The 17,915-nt window shown below is 46.1% G+C and carries 13 protein-coding genes, 2 tRNA genes, 3 rRNA genes and 1 CRISPR repeat array; of the genes, 7 read left to right on the top strand and 11 right to left on the bottom strand.

What is annotated here, in order from left to right:
• The first annotated feature begins 293 nt into the window (after window positions 1–293).
• The 6 genes from CP948_RS07725 to truA all read left to right on the top strand — a co-directional run bounded on the left by CP948_RS07725 (window position 294) and on the right by truA (window position 6,956).
• Window positions 294–1,845 (top strand): 16S ribosomal RNA (locus CP948_RS07725).
• A gap of 81 nt (window positions 1,846–1,926) precedes the next feature.
• Window positions 1,927–2,000: transfer RNA gene (locus CP948_RS07720), tRNA-Ile, on the top strand.
• 19 nt (window positions 2,001–2,019) lie between these two features.
• Window positions 2,020–2,091 (top strand) — tRNA-Ala (locus CP948_RS07715).
• Between the two features lie 41 nt (window positions 2,092–2,132).
• A 23S ribosomal RNA gene (locus tag CP948_RS08925) occupies window positions 2,133–5,780 on the top strand.
• 37 nt (window positions 5,781–5,817) lie between these two features.
• Window positions 5,818–5,937 (top strand): 5S ribosomal RNA (rrf, locus tag CP948_RS07700).
• The 16S, 23S and 5S rRNA genes sit together here with 2 tRNA genes alongside, the layout of an rRNA operon.
• A gap of 293 nt (window positions 5,938–6,230) precedes the next feature.
• Complete coding sequence (gene truA / locus CP948_RS07695) at window positions 6,231–6,956, top strand: tRNA pseudouridine(38-40) synthase TruA (RefSeq protein ID WP_096603050.1); 726 nt, start codon at window positions 6,231–6,233, stop codon at window positions 6,954–6,956.
• Here truA and CP948_RS07690 read toward each other — a convergent pair.
• Complete coding sequence (locus tag CP948_RS07690) at window positions 6,953–7,438, bottom strand: SCP2 sterol-binding domain-containing protein (protein WP_096603048.1); 486 nt, start codon at window positions 7,436–7,438, stop codon at window positions 6,953–6,955. The two genes, truA and CP948_RS07690, sit on opposite strands and share 4 nt — an antisense overlap.
• 180 nt (window positions 7,439–7,618) lie before the next feature.
• Window positions 7,619–8,306: direct repeats of the CRISPR family, unit length 29 nt; unit sequence CTTTCAATTCCACACGGTACATTAGAAAC.
• 348 nt (window positions 8,307–8,654) lie between these two features.
• Between CP948_RS07690 and CP948_RS07685 the strand changes: the two genes are divergently transcribed.
• Window positions 8,655–8,840, top strand: coding sequence for a chromosome segregation protein SMC (locus tag CP948_RS07685; RefSeq protein WP_096603046.1), 186 nt, complete (start codon window positions 8,655–8,657; stop codon window positions 8,838–8,840).
• A gap of 1 nt (window position 8,841) precedes the next feature.
• On the opposite strand, the gene cas2 is transcribed toward CP948_RS07685, so the two are convergent.
• From cas2 to cmr4, 10 genes are read right to left on the bottom strand one after another with little or no spacing between them, the layout of a single operon-like run.
• A complete protein-coding gene (cas2, locus tag CP948_RS07680) occupies window positions 8,842–9,123 on the bottom strand; it encodes a CRISPR-associated endonuclease Cas2 (RefSeq protein WP_096603044.1) in 282 nt (93 codons plus the stop codon).
• Window positions 9,120–10,088, bottom strand: coding sequence for a type I-B CRISPR-associated endonuclease Cas1b (gene cas1b, locus CP948_RS07675; protein WP_245810119.1), 969 nt, complete (start codon window positions 10,086–10,088; stop codon window positions 9,120–9,122). Before cas1b ends, cas2 begins: the two co-directional genes overlap by 4 nt.
• Entirely contained in the window at window positions 10,060–10,584 is a 525-nt protein-coding gene (gene cas4, locus CP948_RS07670) for a CRISPR-associated protein Cas4 (protein ID WP_096603040.1), read from the bottom strand. Before cas4 ends, cas1b begins: the two co-directional genes overlap by 29 nt.
• Entirely contained in the window at window positions 10,562–12,706 is a 2,145-nt protein-coding gene (locus tag CP948_RS07665) for a CRISPR-associated helicase/endonuclease Cas3 (protein WP_096603037.1), read from the bottom strand. Before CP948_RS07665 ends, cas4 begins: the two co-directional genes overlap by 23 nt.
• 9 nt (window positions 12,707–12,715) lie before the next feature.
• Entirely contained in the window at window positions 12,716–14,185 is a 1,470-nt protein-coding gene (gene cas8a1 / locus CP948_RS07660) for a type I-B CRISPR-associated protein Cas8b1/Cst1 (protein ID WP_096603034.1), read from the bottom strand.
• Window positions 14,176–14,811, bottom strand: a complete 636-nt coding sequence (cas5b, locus tag CP948_RS07655; protein ID WP_096603031.1) for a type I-B CRISPR-associated protein Cas5b — start codon at window positions 14,809–14,811, stop codon at window positions 14,176–14,178. Before cas5b ends, cas8a1 begins: the two co-directional genes overlap by 10 nt.
• Window positions 14,798–15,769 (bottom strand): type I-B CRISPR-associated protein Cas7/Cst2/DevR, encoded by a 972-nt coding sequence (cas7i, locus tag CP948_RS07650; RefSeq protein WP_096603029.1) that lies wholly within the window; start codon window positions 15,767–15,769, stop codon window positions 14,798–14,800. The genes cas5b and cas7i overlap by 14 nt, the downstream gene beginning before the upstream one ends.
• Before the next feature lie 40 nt (window positions 15,770–15,809).
• A complete protein-coding gene (gene cmr6 / locus CP948_RS07645) occupies window positions 15,810–16,646 on the bottom strand; it encodes a type III-B CRISPR module RAMP protein Cmr6 (RefSeq protein WP_096603027.1) in 837 nt (278 codons plus the stop codon).
• Window positions 16,630–17,022, bottom strand: a complete 393-nt coding sequence (gene cmr5 / locus CP948_RS07640; protein WP_096603025.1) for a type III-B CRISPR module-associated protein Cmr5 — start codon at window positions 17,020–17,022, stop codon at window positions 16,630–16,632. The genes cmr6 and cmr5 overlap by 17 nt, the downstream gene beginning before the upstream one ends.
• Window positions 17,019–17,855, bottom strand: a complete 837-nt coding sequence (gene cmr4, locus CP948_RS07635; RefSeq protein WP_096603022.1) for a type III-B CRISPR module RAMP protein Cmr4 — start codon at window positions 17,853–17,855, stop codon at window positions 17,019–17,021. The genes cmr5 and cmr4 overlap by 4 nt, the downstream gene beginning before the upstream one ends.
• Window positions 17,856–17,915 lie beyond the last annotated feature (60 nt).

Below are 17,915 nucleotides of genomic sequence, written 5' to 3'. Positions count from 1 at the left end.
TGGTGCTTTGGGGGATTTACTTATTTTTTGAGCTTTTGAGGGCTGTTTTTAGAAATCAAGTTTTGTCAATGCTCTGGGATTTTTCAAACAGCCTCGTTTCCACTTGACAAGGGCAGAAAACTTTGTATAATGTTTTATAGTTTTGTGAGGGATCGAAAAGGTCCCTTGAAGGACTTGACAAAGCAAAAAATTGGGTATATAATTAAAATTCTGCAGTGATAATTGAGGGGTGTAAAAAGCCCCTTGTCATCTTGGCAACTGAATAAGGAGGAAGGACCCTTTTACTTGGGGTTTCCTTGAAGAGTTTGATCCTGGCTCAGCGCGAACGCTGGCGGCGTGCCTAACACATGCAAGTCGTGCGGGGTGGCTCTGCCACCCAGCGGCAAACGGGTGAGTAACACGTGAGTAACCTGCCCTCAGGAAGGGGATAACCCTCCGAAAGGGGGGCTAATACCCTATAATGTCCGGGACCACTAAGGTTTCCGGACCAAAGGTGGCCTCTGCTCTGCAAGCTACCGCCTGAGGAGGGGCTCGCGGCCCATCAGGTAGTTGGTGGGGTAATGGCCTACCAAGCCTATGACGGGTAGCCGGCTTGAGAGGGTGGCCGGCCACAGTGGGACTGAGACACGGCCCACACCCCTACGGGGGGCAGCAGTGGGGAATCGTGGGCAATGGGCGAAAGCCTGACCCCGCGACGCCGCGTGGAGGAAGAAGCCCTTCGGGGTGTAAACTCCTGTCAGGGGGGAAGATGCTCACAGGGGTGAATAATCTCTGTGGGTGACTGTACCCCCAGAGGAAGGGACGGCTAACTACGTGCCAGCAGCCGCGGTAATACGTAGGTCCCGAGCGTTGCGCGAATTCACTGGGCGTAAAGCGTCCGCAGCCGGATGGGTAAGCGGTTTGTCAAAGCCCACCGCTCAACGGTGGAAAGGCATACCGAACTGCCCATCTTGAGGCACGCTCAGGTAGGCGGAATTCCCGGTGTAGCGGTGAAATGCGTAGATATCGGGAGGAACACCGGTGGCGAAGGCGGCCTACTGGGGCTGTCCTGACGGTCAGGGACGAAAGCTGGGGGAGCAAACCGGATTAGATACCCGGGTAGTCCCAGCCGTAAACCATGGGCGCTAGGCGTTGTCCGCAAGGGCAGTGCCTCAGCTAACGCGGTAAGCGCCCCGCCTGGGGAGTACGGGCGCAAGCCTGAAACTCAAAGGAATTGGCGGGGGCCCGCACAACCGGTGGAGCGTCTGGTTCAATTCGATGCTAACCGAAAAACCTTACCCGGGCTTGACATGGTAGGAAACCCTTGCGAAAGCGAGGGGTGCCGTCCTCTGGACGGAATCCTACCACAGGTGGTGCATGGCCGTCGTCAGCTCGTGTCGTGAGATGTTGGGTTAAGTCCCGCAACGAGCGCAACCCCTGCCCTTAGTTGCCACTCTTCGGAGGGCACTCTAAGGGGACTGCCGGCGATAAGCCGGAGGAAGGTGGGGATGACGTCAGGTCAGTATGCCCTTTATGCCCGGGGCTACACAGGCGCTACAGTGGCCGGGACAATGGGAAGCGACCCAGCAATGGGGAGCAAATCCTCCAAACCCGGTCATGGTGCAGATTGAGGGCTGAAACTCGCCCTCATGAAGCCGGAATCGGTAGTAATGGCGGATCAGCTAAGCCGCCGTGAATACGTTCTCGGGCCTTGCACACACCGCCCGTCACGCCACGGAAGTCAGTCTTCCCGGAAGCCCTCGAGCTAACCCGCAAGGGAGGCAGAGGACGATGGGAAGGCTGGCAACTGGGGCGAAGTCGTAACAAGGTAGCCGTAGGGGAACCTGCGGCTGGATCACCTCCTTTATACGGAGTAAAAAGTTTTCAGGCTGTTTAGCCAATCAAACTCTTTAGGGTCCTTCCTCCTTATTGAGCTGCCTTTCCTTTGGGCCTCTAGCTCAGTTGGTCAGAGCGTGCCCCTGATAAGGGCAAGGTCGGTGGTTCAAGTCCACCGAGGCCCATTATCTGGGGCAGGTCCAAGGGGATGTAGCTCAGCGGGAGAGCGCCTGCTTTGCAAGCAGGAGGTCGTGGGTTCAAGTCCCACCATCTCCATGTAATCTTGGCAACTGAATAGGTTTTCCTTCCTTGTGGGTGTGCAAGTTAGTAAGGGTCCGGGGTGGATGCCTCGGCTGCCCGAGGGGACGAAGGGCGTGTTAAGCTGCGATAAGCCGGGTGGAGGCGCAAAAAGCCTGTGAGGCCCGGATGCCCGAATGGGGAAACCCGGCAGGGCGTTGAGCCCTGTCATCCGCGCAAGCGGAGCCAATACGGGACGAAGTAAAACCTTCTAGTAGTCCCAGGAAAGGAAATCAAACGAGACTCCCCGAGTAGCGGCGAGCGAAAGGGGATCAGCCCAAACCGTGCGGGTGCCATGGTGGCAGCCTTAGCTCGCACGGGGTAGCGGGACGCATCCGGAGAGGTCTGCCAGCCTCTCAGGGAGTTACAAAACTTCCACTTAGCCGAAGTGAGCTGGAACGCTCCGCCACAGAGGGTGAAAGCCCCGTAGGCTAAAAGTGAGAAGTCTCCTGGGGATGCGATCCCAAGTACCACGGCCCCCGTGGAAGGTCGTGGGAATCAGGGGGGACCTCCCTCCAAGGCTAAGTACTACGGGCAGACCGATAGCGCATAGTACCGTGAGGGAAAGGTGAAAAGAACCCCGGAAGGGGAGTGAAATAGAACCTGAAACCCCGGATCCACAAGCCAGTGGAAGGGTCCTTGTGGCCCGACTGCGTGCCTTTTGCAGAATGAGCCAGGGAGTTGTCCTCAGTGGCGAGGTTAAGCCGTAAGGCGAAGCCGTAGCGAAAGCGAGTCCGAATAGGGCGCTTTAGTCGCTGGGGGCAGACGCGAAGCGGAACGATCTACCCATGCCCAGGGTGAAGGACGGGTAATGCCGTCTGGAGGCCCGAACGGGTCGGTGCTGCAAAACCGTCCGATGAGGTGTGGGTAGCGGTGAAAAGCCAATCGCGTTCCGTGATAGCTCGTTCTCCCCGAAATAGGTCGACGCCTAGCGTCACCCGTTCCTTCTCGGAGGTAGAGCCACTGGTTGGGCTAGGGCCTCGAAAGGGGTACCGAACCCTGCCAAACTCCGAATGCCGAGATAGGTAGGGTGGCAGTCAGTCCCCGGGGGATAAGCTCCGGAGGACAAGAGGGAAACAGCCCAGACCGCCAGCTAAGGTCCCAAAATCCGGGCTAAGTGGGGAAGGATGTGCGGCTGCTAAGACAGCTGGGAGGTTGGCTTAGAGGCAGCCATCCTTTAAACAGTGCGTAACAGCTGACCGGCCGAGCGGCCGTGCGCCGAAAATTTAGCGGGGCTCAAGCCCGGTACCGAAGCTGCGGGCTCGCTTAAAGGCGAGCGGTAGGGGAGCGTTCCCTGTGGGTTGAAGTCTCACCGTGAGGTGGGATGGACTGCAGGGAAGTGAGAATCCTGGCATGAGTAGCAGCGAAGACAGGTGAGAAACCTGTCCGCCGGAAGCCCCAGGTTTTGGCGGCAATGTAAATCAGCCGCCAGTTAGCCGGGACCCTAAGGTGAGGCCGAAAGGCGTAGCCGATGGGAAGCGGGTCAACATTCCCGCGCCAGCGGTGTGGAGCCAGAGTCGTGACGCAGGAGGCTAGGGAGAGCCACCTATGGAATGGTGGTCTAAGGTAGTAGGAGGGGGTGGCAGGCAAATCCGTCACCCCATACTCCGAGAGCCGATGGGGTAACTCTCCTGACGCCACACTGCCAAGAAACAACGGCGCTGGCGTTGAAGCATCGCTGCCCGTACCGCAAACCGACACAGGTGGGCTGGGTTAGTAGCCTAAGGCGTCGGGGGAACTCTCCTCAAGGAACTCGGCAAATTGCCCCCGTACCTTCGGAAGAAGGGGGGCCCGTGGGAGTGAAACCTTTACGGTGTAAGCTCTTGCGGGTCGCAGAGACCGGGCGGTGCCGACTGTTTATCAAAAACACAGGACTACGCAAACCCGAAAGGGGATGTATGTGGTCTGAAGCCTGGCCAGTGCCCGTAGGTTAAGGGGAGGAGTGCAAGCTCCGAACCGAAGCCCGGGTAAACGCCGGCCGTAACTATGACGGTCCTAAGGTAGCGAAATTCCTTGTCGGGTAAGTACGGACTTGCCCGTGTCCGGCTCATATCGGGGGAGCCCTCCTACCCATAAAGGGTGTGGGGTAATCCCGAGGGAAGCCTGTTTCTCGTGAGGGAAACAGAGCCCCGTAACGACTGACCCGAAAGGGGAGGCAGGCTTTTTAGCCTGCAAGACGCCGGCCACCACCCGCTTCCGTAGGGAAGCGCAGAAAGGGCTATGGAGGTATAGCCATATGCTTGATCCTTGGTATGTTACGGGACTCGTTGAGGGTGAAGGGTGCTTTTCGGTAAGCTTCAGCCTAAGGGATAGGCTAAAAGTAGGTATAGAAACGAGACCTTCCTTTTCTGTGTCTTTAAATAGAAGGGACCTGGAGCTTATAAAGAAGCTTAGGGAATTCTTCCAGTGTGGAGGAATAAGATTTTCAAAAAGTGATAATACCTACAAGTTTGAAGTGAGGGATGTAAAGGACATAGTAAGGAAGGTAATACCTCACTTTGAAGCATATCCCTTACAAGGCTCAAAAAAAGAAGATTACGAAAAGTTTAAAAGGGTTTGTCAAATGGTAAGAGCAAACCTGCACCTTTCACCCAAATACCTGAGGGAAATAATAGAGATAGCGTACTCTATGAACCCTTCTGGTAAGCGTAAACATACCAAGGAGTACCTCCTACAGGTCCTTGGTGGTGAGAAGGTATAGTCTACCCCTTGCCGAAAGGCAAGAAAGGGTGAAGTTCCGACCTGCATGAATGGCCCAACGAGTGCCGCGCTGTCTCGAGGAGAGTCCCGGCGAAATTGTAATGCCGGTCAAGATGCCGGCTACCCGCGGCAGGACGGAAAGACCCCGTGAAGCTTCACTGTAGTCTGGTACTGAGTCTTAGCCTGTCCTGCGCAGGATAGGTGGGAGCCTGTGAAGTCCCTCCTCCGGGAGGGATGGAGGCGCCGGTGAGATACCACCCTGGACAGGCTGAGACCCTAACCCAGCGGAGTTAACCTCCGCGGGGACCGTGCCAGATGGGCAGTTTAGCTGGGGCGGCTGCCTCCTAAAAGGTAACGGAGGCGTCCAAAGGTACCCTCAGGCGGGTCGGAAATCCGCCGTAGAGTACAAGGGCAGAAGGGTGCCTGACTGTGAGGCCGACAGGCCGAGCAGAGGCGAAAGCCGGGCCTAGTGACCCACCGGTTCCTTGGGGAAGGGCCGGTGATCAGCGGATAAAAGCTACTCCGGGGATAACAGGCTAATCTCCCCCGAGAGCCCACATCGACGGGGAGGTTTGGTACCTCGATGTCGGCTCCCCCCATCCTGGGGCTGAAGCAGGTCCCAAGGGTTGGGCTGTTCGCCCATTAAAGGGGGACGCGAGCTGGGTTCAGAACGTCGCGAGACAGTTCGGTCCCTATCCGCCGCGGGCGCAGGAGTCTTGAGAGGGTCCGTCCTTAGTACGAGAGGACCGGGACGGGGCAGGCTCTGGTGTACCGGTTATCTCTCCAGAGGTAGCGCCGGGTAGCCATCCTGCTACGGGATAAGCGCTGAAAGCATCTAAGCGCGAAGCCCACCTCAAGATAAGGACTCCCTGAAGGGCCGTGGAAGACTACCACGTTGATAGGCAGCAGGTGGAAGCTCCGTAAGGGGTGAAGCCAAGCTGTACTAATAGCCCGTTCGGCTTGCACACCCACAGGAAGGAAAACCTATTGAGTTGTCAGAGTTTCCCTCGGGACCATAGCGGAGGGGAAACACCCGGTTTCCATTCCGAACCCGGCAGTTAAGCCCTCCAGCGCCGATGATACTGTGCCGGGCGAACGGCACGGGAAAGTAGGTCGTCCCGGGGGTTTTAATATTTATACTTAGCAAACTTCGTAATTTAGAATGATCCCTATGCTCATAGCTCAATGTGCGAGGAAAAAGTACAAAGGGAGAGAGGACAACGGAGCTGGAAAAACCACTCTTTAACTGTATTGTAGGATTCATATTAGTGGATGAATGAAGCATATCCCTTGATCTAAAAAATGCTTGCAAGAACAAAAGGCAGTTGTAAAATAAGGAGGAACTCAATAAGCTTAACGCAAACACAAAGTAAGAGATAATTTGATTAACAGCTAACCGCGTATGAGAAAATTATAATATGCCTAATTATGTGCTTTTGCTTTCTTATGTGGGTACTAACTTTCACGGATGGCAGATACAACCTAACCTAAGGACTGTTCAGGGCGTTCTCAAAGAAAACTTACAGAAGATGTTTAAGGAAGAGATAAAGCTCATAGGCTGTTGTAGGACGGATGCTGGCGTGCATGCCAAAGAGTTTGTAGCAAACTTTTCCGCACAAAAAGAGATAAAACCCGAGCAAGTCCTAAAAGCTCTGAATTCCATGCTTCCACAGGACATAGGGATAAAAAAAGTGTGGATACAAGAAGGATTTAACGCACGCTACTCGGTAAAGGGTAAGGTGTATCTCTATAGAATACTAAACTCCCACTCAAGGGACGCTTTCATAGAACCCTTTGTTTGGAGAATACCCACACCACTGGACTTTTCCCTTATGCAAAAAGCAAGCAGTCTATTTTTGGGAAGAAGGGATTTTTCAGCCTTTGCAAAGATAGATGATGAGGAAAAAAACACTCTAATAGAGCTTGAAGATGTTAAACTATCAAAGCTTGAAGAGCTTATTGAAATAAGAATAAGAGCAAAGAGCTTTCTTAGGTATATGGTGAGAAGGATAGTAGGAAGCCTCGTACAGCTCGGTCTTGGAAAAATAAAAGAGGAGGACATACAGTCCTACCTTCGCAACGAAAAACACTGTCCTTTTACAGCCAAAGCTAAGGGGCTTACTTTAGAAAGGGTAATTCTTTAAGGACATTTGCTTGCATCGTGCGGAGGATTGTCCACGATGTCTAAGAAAGCCTCAAAGGGTCCCATGTTTTTCATAGCTACAAACTTAGGACCTTCAAATTTGAGCCTTCCTAACATCATAGCCTTCATGGGTCCATACTCTTTTTTCCCCATCTCTAACCATCTTTTGGTTTCTGCATACATAAGAAAGTCATTAGGTCCGCGTTTGTCTTTGGCAGGACCACCATACACACACATGGCTTTACCTTGCTCGTTCTTTATGGTTAGTTGTATCTGCTTGGAATCTCCACAATCCTCTCTGTAGATAAATATTTTTCTCTCCGGAACAGCAACCCAGCTTTCACTTTTACCAAGATTGTCAACAAGCTGAGGAGTCTTGTTCCACTCATTACAAAGCGCCTTTGCGTACTCCCCATCCATAAACACAGGCACAGCAAAAGAACCTCCCACAATTCCTAAAAGAGCAAACAGAGTTTTCCTCATACTTTTACCTCCCACTTTTAATGATGGATTTAATTTATCCTCCCTTATTTTCCCTGCTATAAGATTTTCTTATTCTGGGATAACTGCTTCTTTCAAATTCTACACGATAGATAAGTCCCAATCCCACCCAGTGGGCTAAAAACCCGAGAATTGCTTAAGAAAATTAACATGGTGTTCCAGCTTTCAATTCCACACGGTACATTAGAAACTCCTATAGTGCTTACCCAGTAGGTTTGAGAGATGTCCTTTCAATTCCACACGGTACATTAGAAACTGAAAAGTTTGTTGAGAAAGGGTACCTTCTTGCAAAGGACTTTCAATTCCACACGGTACATTAGAAACGAACAAAAACAAAGAGAAAAAGAGCAAGCTTTAGAACTTTCAATTCCACACGGTACATTAGAAACCTACGAGTTCGTCCAAAGCCATGAAAAGATATTTCCTCTTTCAATTCCACACGGTACATTAGAAACATGATTATGGAACTGACTTCCTTAGCTTTGATCCCGCTTTCAATTCCACACGGTACATTAGAAACAGATTGCTTGAGGACTTGCAAGGGATTGCAGGTTCTGCTTTCAATTCCACACGGTACATTAGAAACAAAGACAACATTTATATCATAGAGATCAAAAGCATGACTTTCAATTCCACACGGTACATTAGAAACATACTTGTAAAGAATGAGGGCAACAACCCTCGCAAGACTTTCAATTCCACACGGTACATTAGAAACTCAGCCAGATACTCTTGGAATTTGCCCACACGACCTTCTTTCAATTCCACACGGTACATTAGAAACTATACATTCTCACAGTGTATAACAATGAGCTGGTGGGCTTTCAATTCCACACGGTACATTAGAAACCCCAAAAGGGATATTCAAGAAAAACATTGTACATCAACACTTTGCTAAAAGGGGTACCCTTTTCAAATGAAGTTAATTTTCGGAAATCTTCAGTTCCTAAAAATGGGCTGAAAAATTACCATTTCTAACTATTGAAACTCAACAGTTCCAAAAGTACCTCATCAAAACATCAAAATGCCAAAATGTTTTGATGAAGGTATTAAAGCTATATCACCCCCCTCTTATCTTACAAACACAAACCCTATTCAACTGCCAAGATAACAAGGGTCAGTTTTCTGACCCTCAGTTTCCCAAACGCTTATTATTATATCACACTTTCTCCTTCTGGCAAGAGTATAATTTTTATCTATGAAGAAAAGGAAGGAGAAGACTTCAAAAAAGTATGTAAGAACAACTGTATCCTTGCCTGAGGATGTATGGAGAGAGCTTAGGGTAGAAAGCATAGACAAAAAAATCACCATGGGAGACCTAATAGCTAAGAAGATAAGGGAACTTAAAGAACTTCGGAAGAGAGTAGGTTTTAGCTCTTTGTGAATTAGATGATATTATCCGTAGGGTCAGGTGTGTCTGTTAGGATCTGACGCTCATAAAAGGCTCCGTCTTCAAGGATATATATAATTACAGAATCCCTCCTTTTGTCAACAACCCTTAGCACCTCGTTTTTTAACCTTTCCAACTTTGAAGGGCTTAGTTCCCCCTCAAATACAGACTTCTGTACATGGTTTATGTACTTTCTAACCACCTGCCTAACCTTATTTAGTCTGTTCTGATCTCTGGGTTCCTCAATAGATATGTCATAAACCAAGATCACTTTCATAACAGGTTCCTGTAGATAAGAGGTGTGTACATCTCGTCTCCTACGAAGTGCTTTATGAGCTTATAAGCTTCTATCCTGATTAAGCTCCTAATGGATACATTACGCTTGAGCTTTTTATGCTTTAGTGTTTTTTCAATAAGTTTATTGAATTCTTCTAAGAATATTCTCTTTCCTTCTTCGTTTAGGTATACGAGTCCTGAGTTATTCACAAAGTGTTTTTCGGTTATGGTTTTACCTGCAAGCTCTATGATCAAGCTGTCAGAAAGTATAGGTTTAAAAACCTCCGAAAGGTCAAGGGAGAGGGAGAATCTTTTTGTTGAAGGCTCGTGCAGGTAGCTTATTGCAGGGTTCAGTTGGGTGTAGTATATTTCTCCCAACACTTTTGCATAAACGAGAGAATTCCCAAAAGATACGAGAGCGTTAAGATGGTTCTTTGGTGGTCTTTTTGTTCTTGTCCCAAACTCAAAGCCTGTTATTTCCTCAAGCTTCTCATAACACTTTTTTCTAAACTCTCCTTCAACGCTCATAACCTCCTCCACGCTCTTCTTTTCAGAAAGCCTCTTGAGATACTCATCACCGTCTAAGTTGTACACGAAAGACAGGTTCTCTATAGCTCCAGAAACAAAAGCCTTTGCTAAATATAGCCTTTTCTCTTGTTCCAAATAATGCTCCGCTTGTTTTATTAGCAGGTAGCCAGAAGGGTCAGTCTCTCTTGGATAGAAGCTACCCACATAGAAGCCAAACCTGTTAAAAAGATGCATAACCACTCCTTTTTCCGATAAGAGCTTTAGGAACTTAGATGTAAGTGAAACCTCCGACAGTACAAACAGCTCGTCTATGTCTTCTATTGGTATTGTCTTACTCAGACTTTCGCTCTCAAACAGTACGGTGTTTTCCTTTCTGGAAAGCCTACCGTCCCTTATTAAAAAGTAGGGCTTACCCATAGCAAAGATGGTAATAGGCACACTCTTTACAGTAAGGTTTTTCTATAACTGGTGGAGGCTTTGGGCTTTTGATTATTGAATCTATGTAGCAAAGGATTTGATCCATATTTTTCTCATCTTCACTGGTGAGCTGAACCTTTTTAATTTTTCTATGTCTTGGATAGTGTAGCAAGCCATAATTTGCGTTTGCACCGTGCGACCTAAGATAGTATATGTAATACTTTATCTGAAGTTCGTGAGCTTCTTCCAAAGAGTTAGACAGCTTCACCTCGTGTACAACAAGTCCATCTTCTACAGTAAGGAAGTCTATGCTTACCCTCTCATCGCTATAGCCTTTTGTACCCTTGAAAGATGTTTCGTCAAGGAACTTACCAAGGGCTACCCTGTCAGAGGTGCTCTCGAGAGAAATGCCCTTAGAGAACAGCCACAGCTTTCTTGGACATACTACTGCATAAGCTACCTGCGTACCTTTGAATTTCAGCTCCTTAATCTCCTCAAAGGATATTGGCATTACCATTCTCCTTAAATTCAAATCCCAACTCTGCGGAGTATTCGCCCTCTATCCAAAAAACATCTTTGAGCCCTTCTACCTTTTTGAGAGGTACCTTTACATAGGCGGGTACGCTAAACATGTACTCGGTTATGCTCGAAAAGATCTGTAGCCTTTTCAGATAATCCTTTTCTTGTTTGTACTCCTTTATCAACCTTTCTACTTGGTCCCTGAAGCGCTCAGGTATCACCGTGTAGGTAAGTATATCTCTGAACATGTGCTGTGCCTTTTCCTTGTTGAAGGTCTCTTTTACGGTCCAAAGGGAGTCTATGTATCTTTTGGCATCTTCGTAATTTTTCATGTATTCTTTATCCCTTTTGGCAACCTCTTCATAAACCTTTTTTATGAAAGTTTGTTTCTCTTCTTCGCTCAAAGGACCTTCTTTTAAAACTTCTTTGGTAAATTCGTGTATGCTTTTTCTATACACTCTGCTTATACCCGAACAATCTTCGGTAAATACAAAGACATTGGGCTGGCTTATCTCTTTTCTGCCAAGCCTGTTTACTCTACCCATCCTCTGGAAGAGAGAGTCAATGGTAGATAGCTCCGTTATAAGAAAGTCCGCATCAAGGTCTAAAGAGACCTCCGCTATCTGCGTAGTTATCCAAACTCCACAGTTGGAATCTCTGAAAAACTCCTCTACTTCTTTTTCCTTTTCCTTTCTGTCTTTGTAGATAAAGCGAGCGTGAAGAAGATGTCCCAAAGCAAGTGCCTTTTTAAGCTCAATGGCTCTACCTACTGTATTAACCACCACCAAAACTTTACCCCTTTGGGATAGCTTCCTTATTAGGTTAAAACCTTCTTGGCTCAGTATGGAGCTTTTAAGGACTTTTATGTTGTGCCTCTCTTGGGTGGTCAAAAAAGTTCCCATTTTAAAACCGAGCTTCTCAAGGTCTTTTTCCAAGTAAGAAGGTAGCGTAGCGGTCATTACCATAAGCCTTCCATCAAGCTCACTTAACTTTTCTATTGCTTTAACTATGAAGCCAAGCGTGTGGGGTTCAAACAGCTGAACTTCATCTAACGCTACTCGGGAGTAGGAAAACAGTGAGTAGTACTTTTCAAAGCCTTTAGGTCTGAGAATAAAGGGAAACAGTTGGTCAGGTGTTGAAACTATCAGGGGTTTTCCAAAGTTTTTTGTAAGGAACATGTCTTTTACTACAGCATCGTCTGAGAAGTTTCTGTCTTCCTCCGCATTTCCCAATAGGTAAAGATGAGCGGTAGAGTGCAAAAGTCCTACGCTTTCTTCGTCAAATACTTGCTTGGCTCTTTGGTATATTGCGTTGGCTGATGTTCTTATAGGTATAGTAAAAAACCCCTTGTGTTCTAAAAAGATAAAACCTGCCTCCGTTTTACCTGCACCTGTTGAAGCAACTATGAGTAAGTTATCCTTTCTATTTGAAAGTACAAAGTTTTGAAGTTCATTGAGGTTTGCGTTTTTGTTGTTTCTCAGATAGCTTTCAACTTTCTTCTCGTTTTCTTTGAGCCTGCCACTTTCTACATGCGGTGCAAACTTGGAGCTACTGGCATGGTCAATGCGCAAAAGAAAACCCTTTAGAAGCGTATAGAAGGTCTTTATATTTGTATACTCACCACTTTCAAGCTTTTCAATGATCTCTTCCTCTCTGTTCTTGAGAACCTTTCTGTGCATAAAAGACAGGCTTTTCTTAAACTCCTCTTTTAGAACTTTCTCAACCTTCTCAACATTTTCATCAGAAGGCTCATAATCGTGATGGTGCACTATAGCCAATGCTACTAAGGTTTTCCAAGGTTCGGAGAGTTCTTCTGGTAGAAAGGCAGGAGAAAGAAGATTGTGTCTTACCTCACCAAACCCTGCCCTGAAATTTTTAAAGTCTGGATTTCCCACTTTTTTCTGAAAGTAGCGGTGTATCTTCCCATAATCGTGATACTCACAGGCAAGCTCAAGGCATTTCCAAAAATGCCCTGCTTGTTCTTTTAATGTCCCTTCAATCAGGTCTCCAAAGGTCTCTTTGATCATTTTGAGGTTATCAATAAGCCTGTCCGTATGCTCCCTTATACTGGTTCCGTCCCCCTTTGCCCAAAGCTTACTTAAAAGCTCATCAAGGCTCATGTTTGTTCTTTAAATAGTTTCTTGTTCCTCCTGTTTTCCTTTACTGTTAAGGCCTATCAAGAAGGCGTAAGCTACTCTGTTAAAGCTCCTGTCCCTGAGAGCTTCTACAAATACATAGGGTATCTCCTTCTCCACCTCAAGGTAAGCTCTTATGATGTTCTGTTGAAAGGCATCTATGTCCTTTCTCCTGATGGCATCAAGTATCCTGTAAGAGAGAACTTCCACTTTCTTCTTGGCTCTTTCTTCTCCCATACCGAGTGTGTAAGCCTCCCAAAGGCTCTTACCTTCCGCATAAGCCCAGTTAACCTGTTTGTTTACCTTATCTTTGTCCTCCATGTTTAGCACCTCCTGAAATTTTACAAAGTAAAGAAGTCCGTAAGGAAGGTAGTCCTTAAAGCTCGTCCCTTTCTTTACCAAAAGACTTTTCCTTCCCTGCAGGTTTTTATAACGATTTTTAAAGAAAAATCCTGACATTACGCTCCACAGAAACTCGTAGAGACTCCTACCCGAATAGACATACTCTATAAACAGGTCAAAAAGACCTTCCATATACTTGGGATAATCTTTTATTAAATCCTTTAGAGCACTTGCAAGTCTGGGAGAAAGGCTAAGAGTGTGTATGTTAGCTTGCGCGTCTCCTACCTTTTCAATTTCCACTATGTATATGTTCCTAAGGACCCATTCGGACTTCCTCTGCTGGACTGTCTTTGCTACCTCCAAAATCGTTTTGCTTATTATGCCTACAGAGCCTTCCTTTGCTAAAATATCGTTTAAGGAAAAGGTCTCCCTAAGGTCTGGTGTGTAAACAAACATATAAGTTCCTCTGAGCGTTCTTTGAAAGGCAAAGGCGGAAAAGTACATGAATATCTCACACTCGGGACACATGTACATATTGCTTTTACCGTTCCAGAAGAAGTTTTCCACCGTGTTTGGACTTGCAGCAAGAGGGGTAAAGTTTGTTGCTTCAAAGACCTTTACCTTCTTGTCCTTTATATAAGCCTTTCTTTCTCTACAGAAGAAGCACACCTTTTGGCTCCTTTCATGTCCCAAAAGCTCGTCAAACTGTTCCTTAATAAAGTTTCTAACCACATCTACTGCCTTAGAGTATAAAAGCTCTATGTTCTTCTCCTTTTCGTAAAACTTTTTAAACTCTGCGTTGGCTCTTCCAGTCTTTGAGGGATTTACAATGGGGCTATTGGAATAAAAATCTCCTATTTTGGGATAAGCTATACTGTTGTAAAGATTGAACTCTTTCTTCCTTTCCTTTTCAAGAAGGTTCTTTAGTGTATCTTGGTTGAAATCAGACAAAAGGTAATCCGCATAGATTTTTCCTATCTCTTTAAACAGGTCTTCGGGTAGCTCTATAACATTTCCCTTCAAGAAGGGTTCCCACTCTATGCCTTTGTGTTCAAGAGCCTTTAAGAGCCCAACCCCAGCGGAAGCGGTGAGCCAGTTATCTGCGTAAAACCTCACAACCATAGTACATCCCCCTCTTCATCAACCCACAGTTTGCCCTCAAAGGTGGTTCCCTTTTGGAAGTAATAGACTTCCTCCCACTTCCACACTCTCTCACCGTCTATAACTTGGTAAAAGGAAGGTATGCGAAAGTATATTCCCTCACCGTATAGAGAGGATTTCCTGCTTTTGGGAACATAAGCATTATAGCGTAGCTCTCCTTCCCAATACTTTTCTTCTGCCCCAAGTAAGCGAGGGTTCTTTACCAACAGAGGATACTCACCCCCTCCAAAGGACAGGTAAAGGGAGGGACTTTCCAGTGCTTTTTTGAACTTCTCTAAGGACGATCCTACTGTGTGGATTACGCAGTACATTTTATAAAGCCTTGGCACTTCCAAAGGCAGAACTTCTAACTCTTCATCCTTCCTGTTGTACTTCCTCAGCCTTATGTAGTCTCTAAACACCGTTTCGTAAGTTCCCTGTACCGATATGAGAAATTCTTCTCCTTTCCACTTTTCGCCAAGAGCGGTATAAAGAAGACCTACGATAGTGGAGTAAGTAGGAAGAGGGTAGGTCTCTATACCTTTCAGAGAGAAGGGGGTCTTAAAGGTAGTGCAAGGTGAGAAAAGTTCAAACTTAAGACACTCCATAGTACTCTCTCACCTGTCTTTTTAGCTCATCAAAGGTTTCCCTCAGGGTTTTAACGGTGAATGCGCTTTTTAGCTCTTCCTCATTGAGGAAAGTTCCCGAAAGCACTCCTAACACAACCTTTTCTTGCTCAGGCACAAGCTCCACGCACTCCTTTAGTCTTTGAACATTTATCCATAGCCTGCCTTCTACCTCCTTAGCATCCACACAGTCCATAAAGAAGGGATGCTTGGCAGTAAACACTCCTCCCACCACAAAAACAGGCGAAAGATTTTCCCACCTGCCCCTTATCTGTCTGTCTAAGGTCATGATGATGTCTAAAAGGTCTTGGACTCTCTTTGCCTTCTCTTCCTTAGTAAGAACCTCTTCTTTTGAGCCGTCTTCCTTTTCCCATACACCTACTCTGTCTAAGTCAACGGTGAGAGTGTAAAGGTAGTGAGAAGTGTGTTCCTCGCTGTTAGCTATCGCTTGGTCCTGCTTGTCCTCTATGTGCTTGATGTACCTATTGTATGCATCTATGTTGTTTATGAAATTCATGTCTCCTGAAAACTTGGATATGGAAAAGGCGTAAGTGACCTTCGCAGGACATACTCTCTTTACGCTGTCTCCGTAGCTTAGTTTTACCTTCCTCTCTGTTTTTAAGTTTGTAAAGAGCCCTCCAAAAAGGTCAAACTCCTGGTAGTCTTTAATAAGTGCTTTCCCAAATTGGTCAACATCAAGTTTATCGTCCTTTATGTTTCCCTCTATGTACTCCTTTAGTTTTTCATCAAGCAACTTCCAACCTTTCTCATCCCTTCCTTTTCTTTTCATGTCGTACTTTAGAGCCTTGTCTGATACAAAGGTTATCTGAGAGCTGTCTCCAAGAGATAGCTTTTTGAGTATGGAAACATTCCCTACGGTCTCTCCGTAGTTAAGACTTGTTGCCTTTGAGGTTATAATGGTCAAAGTGAGCCCAGCCATCTTTTAACCCTCCTTCTGTTTATTAATAACGCTCAGAAACCTACCTTTCTGACACATTAAACCACCCATAACCTTTTCTTTTCTTTGCACCCATGCCATACATCTCAAGCCCTTTCCTTAGGTAAGATACAGCCTTTTCAATCAGCTTATCACCTTCCTCCTTTCCCAACCTAAGAGGGTCGTAGCCTATTGTGAACACAAATTCTATATCTTCAAGGGCAAGGAAGAATATGGGTGTAGGGTTGTACCAATCTGCGGGTGGTTCCTTCCCCTTTTCTGCGTAATATTTCACATAGTGAGGGTTCATAATGTCTATTACGAAGTTATCTTTTCTGATTTCTTGTGGGTACGCATCAAAGAAAACTATCGCTCCCTCCCTTTTTTTAGTTCCAAACAGAAGAGTGTATTCTTTGAGGACCTTCTCATCTTCGTATGTCTCCTCTTCAAGCTTTTGGATAAGGTTTTTTAGCGCCTTTAAAAACTCGTCATAGTTTTCTTCTTCCTTGTAGGCTATCTTCTCACAAAACACATGCCTCACAAGACCCTTTACAGATTCGCCGTGAATGTAAGGGATACCGTAAATGTGATGCAAAAGCATGCCGTTTTCCACAGGTGAGGGATAACCCATTCCCGTTATAAAGCGGTAGCCCGTTTTTGCTCTGAGCGTCTTTGTTTCAAAACCACTTTTCGCTTGCTCCATAGTGGTTTCAAACATGTTGCAGGCTTCTTTTACTGAATACCAGTCAACATTGTCCTTTAATGTTTCCAAAATAGACTTCTTCTTATCTAATTCATAAACCGCTATAAGCTTATAAAAACCCAAAGAAAAGTTAGACCACTTCTCTTTTTCCAGCAAGTTTTTAAACCTGTTCATCATCTTTGAGCTCCCCTTCTGCTATTCTTTTGAGCCATACCGCAAAATTGAGTACTTCTCTTGTGATGTGTAAGTACCTCTCTGTTGTGAAACTTTCGGTATTTACAAGCTGTATAAAGCTATCGTATTTACTATCTTTTAGGTGATTAGCCTTTTTTAAGTATTCAAGTATATGTTTAAGAAGGAGTGAGTGCTCGTTTTCTTTCCCGTTGTTTGACTTAGCCTTTAGGAAAGCGAGCGTAGCCAATAGCCCATTATGGACTATCATAGCAGGCAGTTTTTTCACGAGGCTTGCGTACTTTTCTTCTATTTCCTTGTTTTTAACGGATTCTACAAATTCGTAAGCTATGCTCACCCTTTCCTGCTCTTTACTTCTCATAGCTCCACCACCTCCACAATGCCTTTTCCTGATGTAGTGTTCCCACCTATCTGAAGTGTTTTTTCAGGAATGGTATAATCTCCGTCAATCATGAAGTAGAACACCGCCTCAGAAGGTACGTACTCTTCGGTCCAAAGAGCTCCCCTTTCAACGGTTCCTGTCTCTACGCTTACCTTTATGTGGGTCTGTATCTCCGTGTAAGTTTTCACCATGTGAGTAAAAAGCTCGTCGCTAACTAAAACAATCCTTCTTTTTCTTTCCTCATCCAACTTGGGAACTTCCAGACCAACTTCCCTTATGACCCTTAGAGTAAACTCTTCAAGCACTACGAGTTTTTCTTCCTTATCCTCCATCACAGCCCTTGAGTTTTTAACAACAGTGCATTCCTCCGCATTAGAGATCTCTAAGCTCCCTTGAAACAGCTCCTTCCCAGTATCTTCCTTAAACCTCTTTATCACATAAGGGCAGGTTATCAAGGCAAACACACCTTTAAGGGACTTAACTGGGAAGAAAAGAATCCTCGCATCTCTTATCACCAGTGAGCCTTCCCAATTTTGGTTTCCGAAAAGTTTTGCCAATCTAAGAACACTCTCATCTCGTTCCTTCTCCTCACAAGTCTCTACTCTTTTTTCTACATCTTTTGCAGGCAGTTTTAAATCCCTTGCGAGCTTTCTAATCTCATAGGTTCTGAGGACGCCTTTTATAGCAGAGGCAGGAATGCTCGGAAAGTCCGTGTGCGCTTCTCTGTAGATGGGTAGGTCCACATACCCTAAGCCTGTCCCTGTACCCACATGTAGCGGTGTAAGGGTTCTGATAAGGTAAGTCTTACTCATCTTCCATACCTGGTTAGCGAAAGTGTGTAAAACTCACACTTTCGGCTGGGCTACTTGTAT

Origin of the sequence: Hydrogenobacter hydrogenophilus (assembly GCF_900215655.1) — a bacterium.
GTDB classification, from domain to species: domain Bacteria; phylum Aquificota; class Aquificia; order Aquificales; family Aquificaceae; genus Hydrogenobacter; species Hydrogenobacter hydrogenophilus.
This window is presented reverse-complemented; position numbering and strand designations above follow the sequence as displayed.

Coding starts and splice junctions, on each gene's coding strand:
- truA (WP_096603050.1), top strand. CDS start 6,231: ATGCCTAATTATGTGCTTTTGCTTTCTTATGTGGGTACTAACTTTCAC.
- CP948_RS07690 (WP_096603048.1), bottom strand. CDS start 7,438: ATGAGGAAAACTCTGTTTGCTCTTTTAGGAATTGTGGGAGGTTCTTTT.
- CP948_RS07685 (WP_096603046.1), top strand. CDS start 8,655: ATGAAGAAAAGGAAGGAGAAGACTTCAAAAAAGTATGTAAGAACAACT.
- cas2 (WP_096603044.1), bottom strand. CDS start 9,123: ATGAAAGTGATCTTGGTTTATGACATATCTATTGAGGAACCCAGAGAT.
- cas4 (WP_096603040.1), bottom strand. CDS start 10,584: ATGGTAATGCCAATATCCTTTGAGGAGATTAAGGAGCTGAAATTCAAA.
- CP948_RS07665 (WP_096603037.1), bottom strand. CDS start 12,706: ATGAGCCTTGATGAGCTTTTAAGTAAGCTTTGGGCAAAGGGGGACGGA.
- cas8a1 (WP_096603034.1), bottom strand. CDS start 14,185: ATGGTTGTGAGGTTTTACGCAGATAACTGGCTCACCGCTTCCGCTGGG.
- cas5b (WP_096603031.1), bottom strand. CDS start 14,811: ATGGAGTGTCTTAAGTTTGAACTTTTCTCACCTTGCACTACCTTTAAG.
- cas7i (WP_096603029.1), bottom strand. CDS start 15,769: ATGGCTGGGCTCACTTTGACCATTATAACCTCAAAGGCAACAAGTCTT.
- cmr6 (WP_096603027.1), bottom strand. CDS start 16,646: ATGATGAACAGGTTTAAAAACTTGCTGGAAAAAGAGAAGTGGTCTAAC.
- cmr5 (WP_096603025.1), bottom strand. CDS start 17,022: ATGAGAAGTAAAGAGCAGGAAAGGGTGAGCATAGCTTACGAATTTGTA.
- cmr4 (WP_096603022.1), bottom strand. CDS start 17,855: ATGAGTAAGACTTACCTTATCAGAACCCTTACACCGCTACATGTGGGT.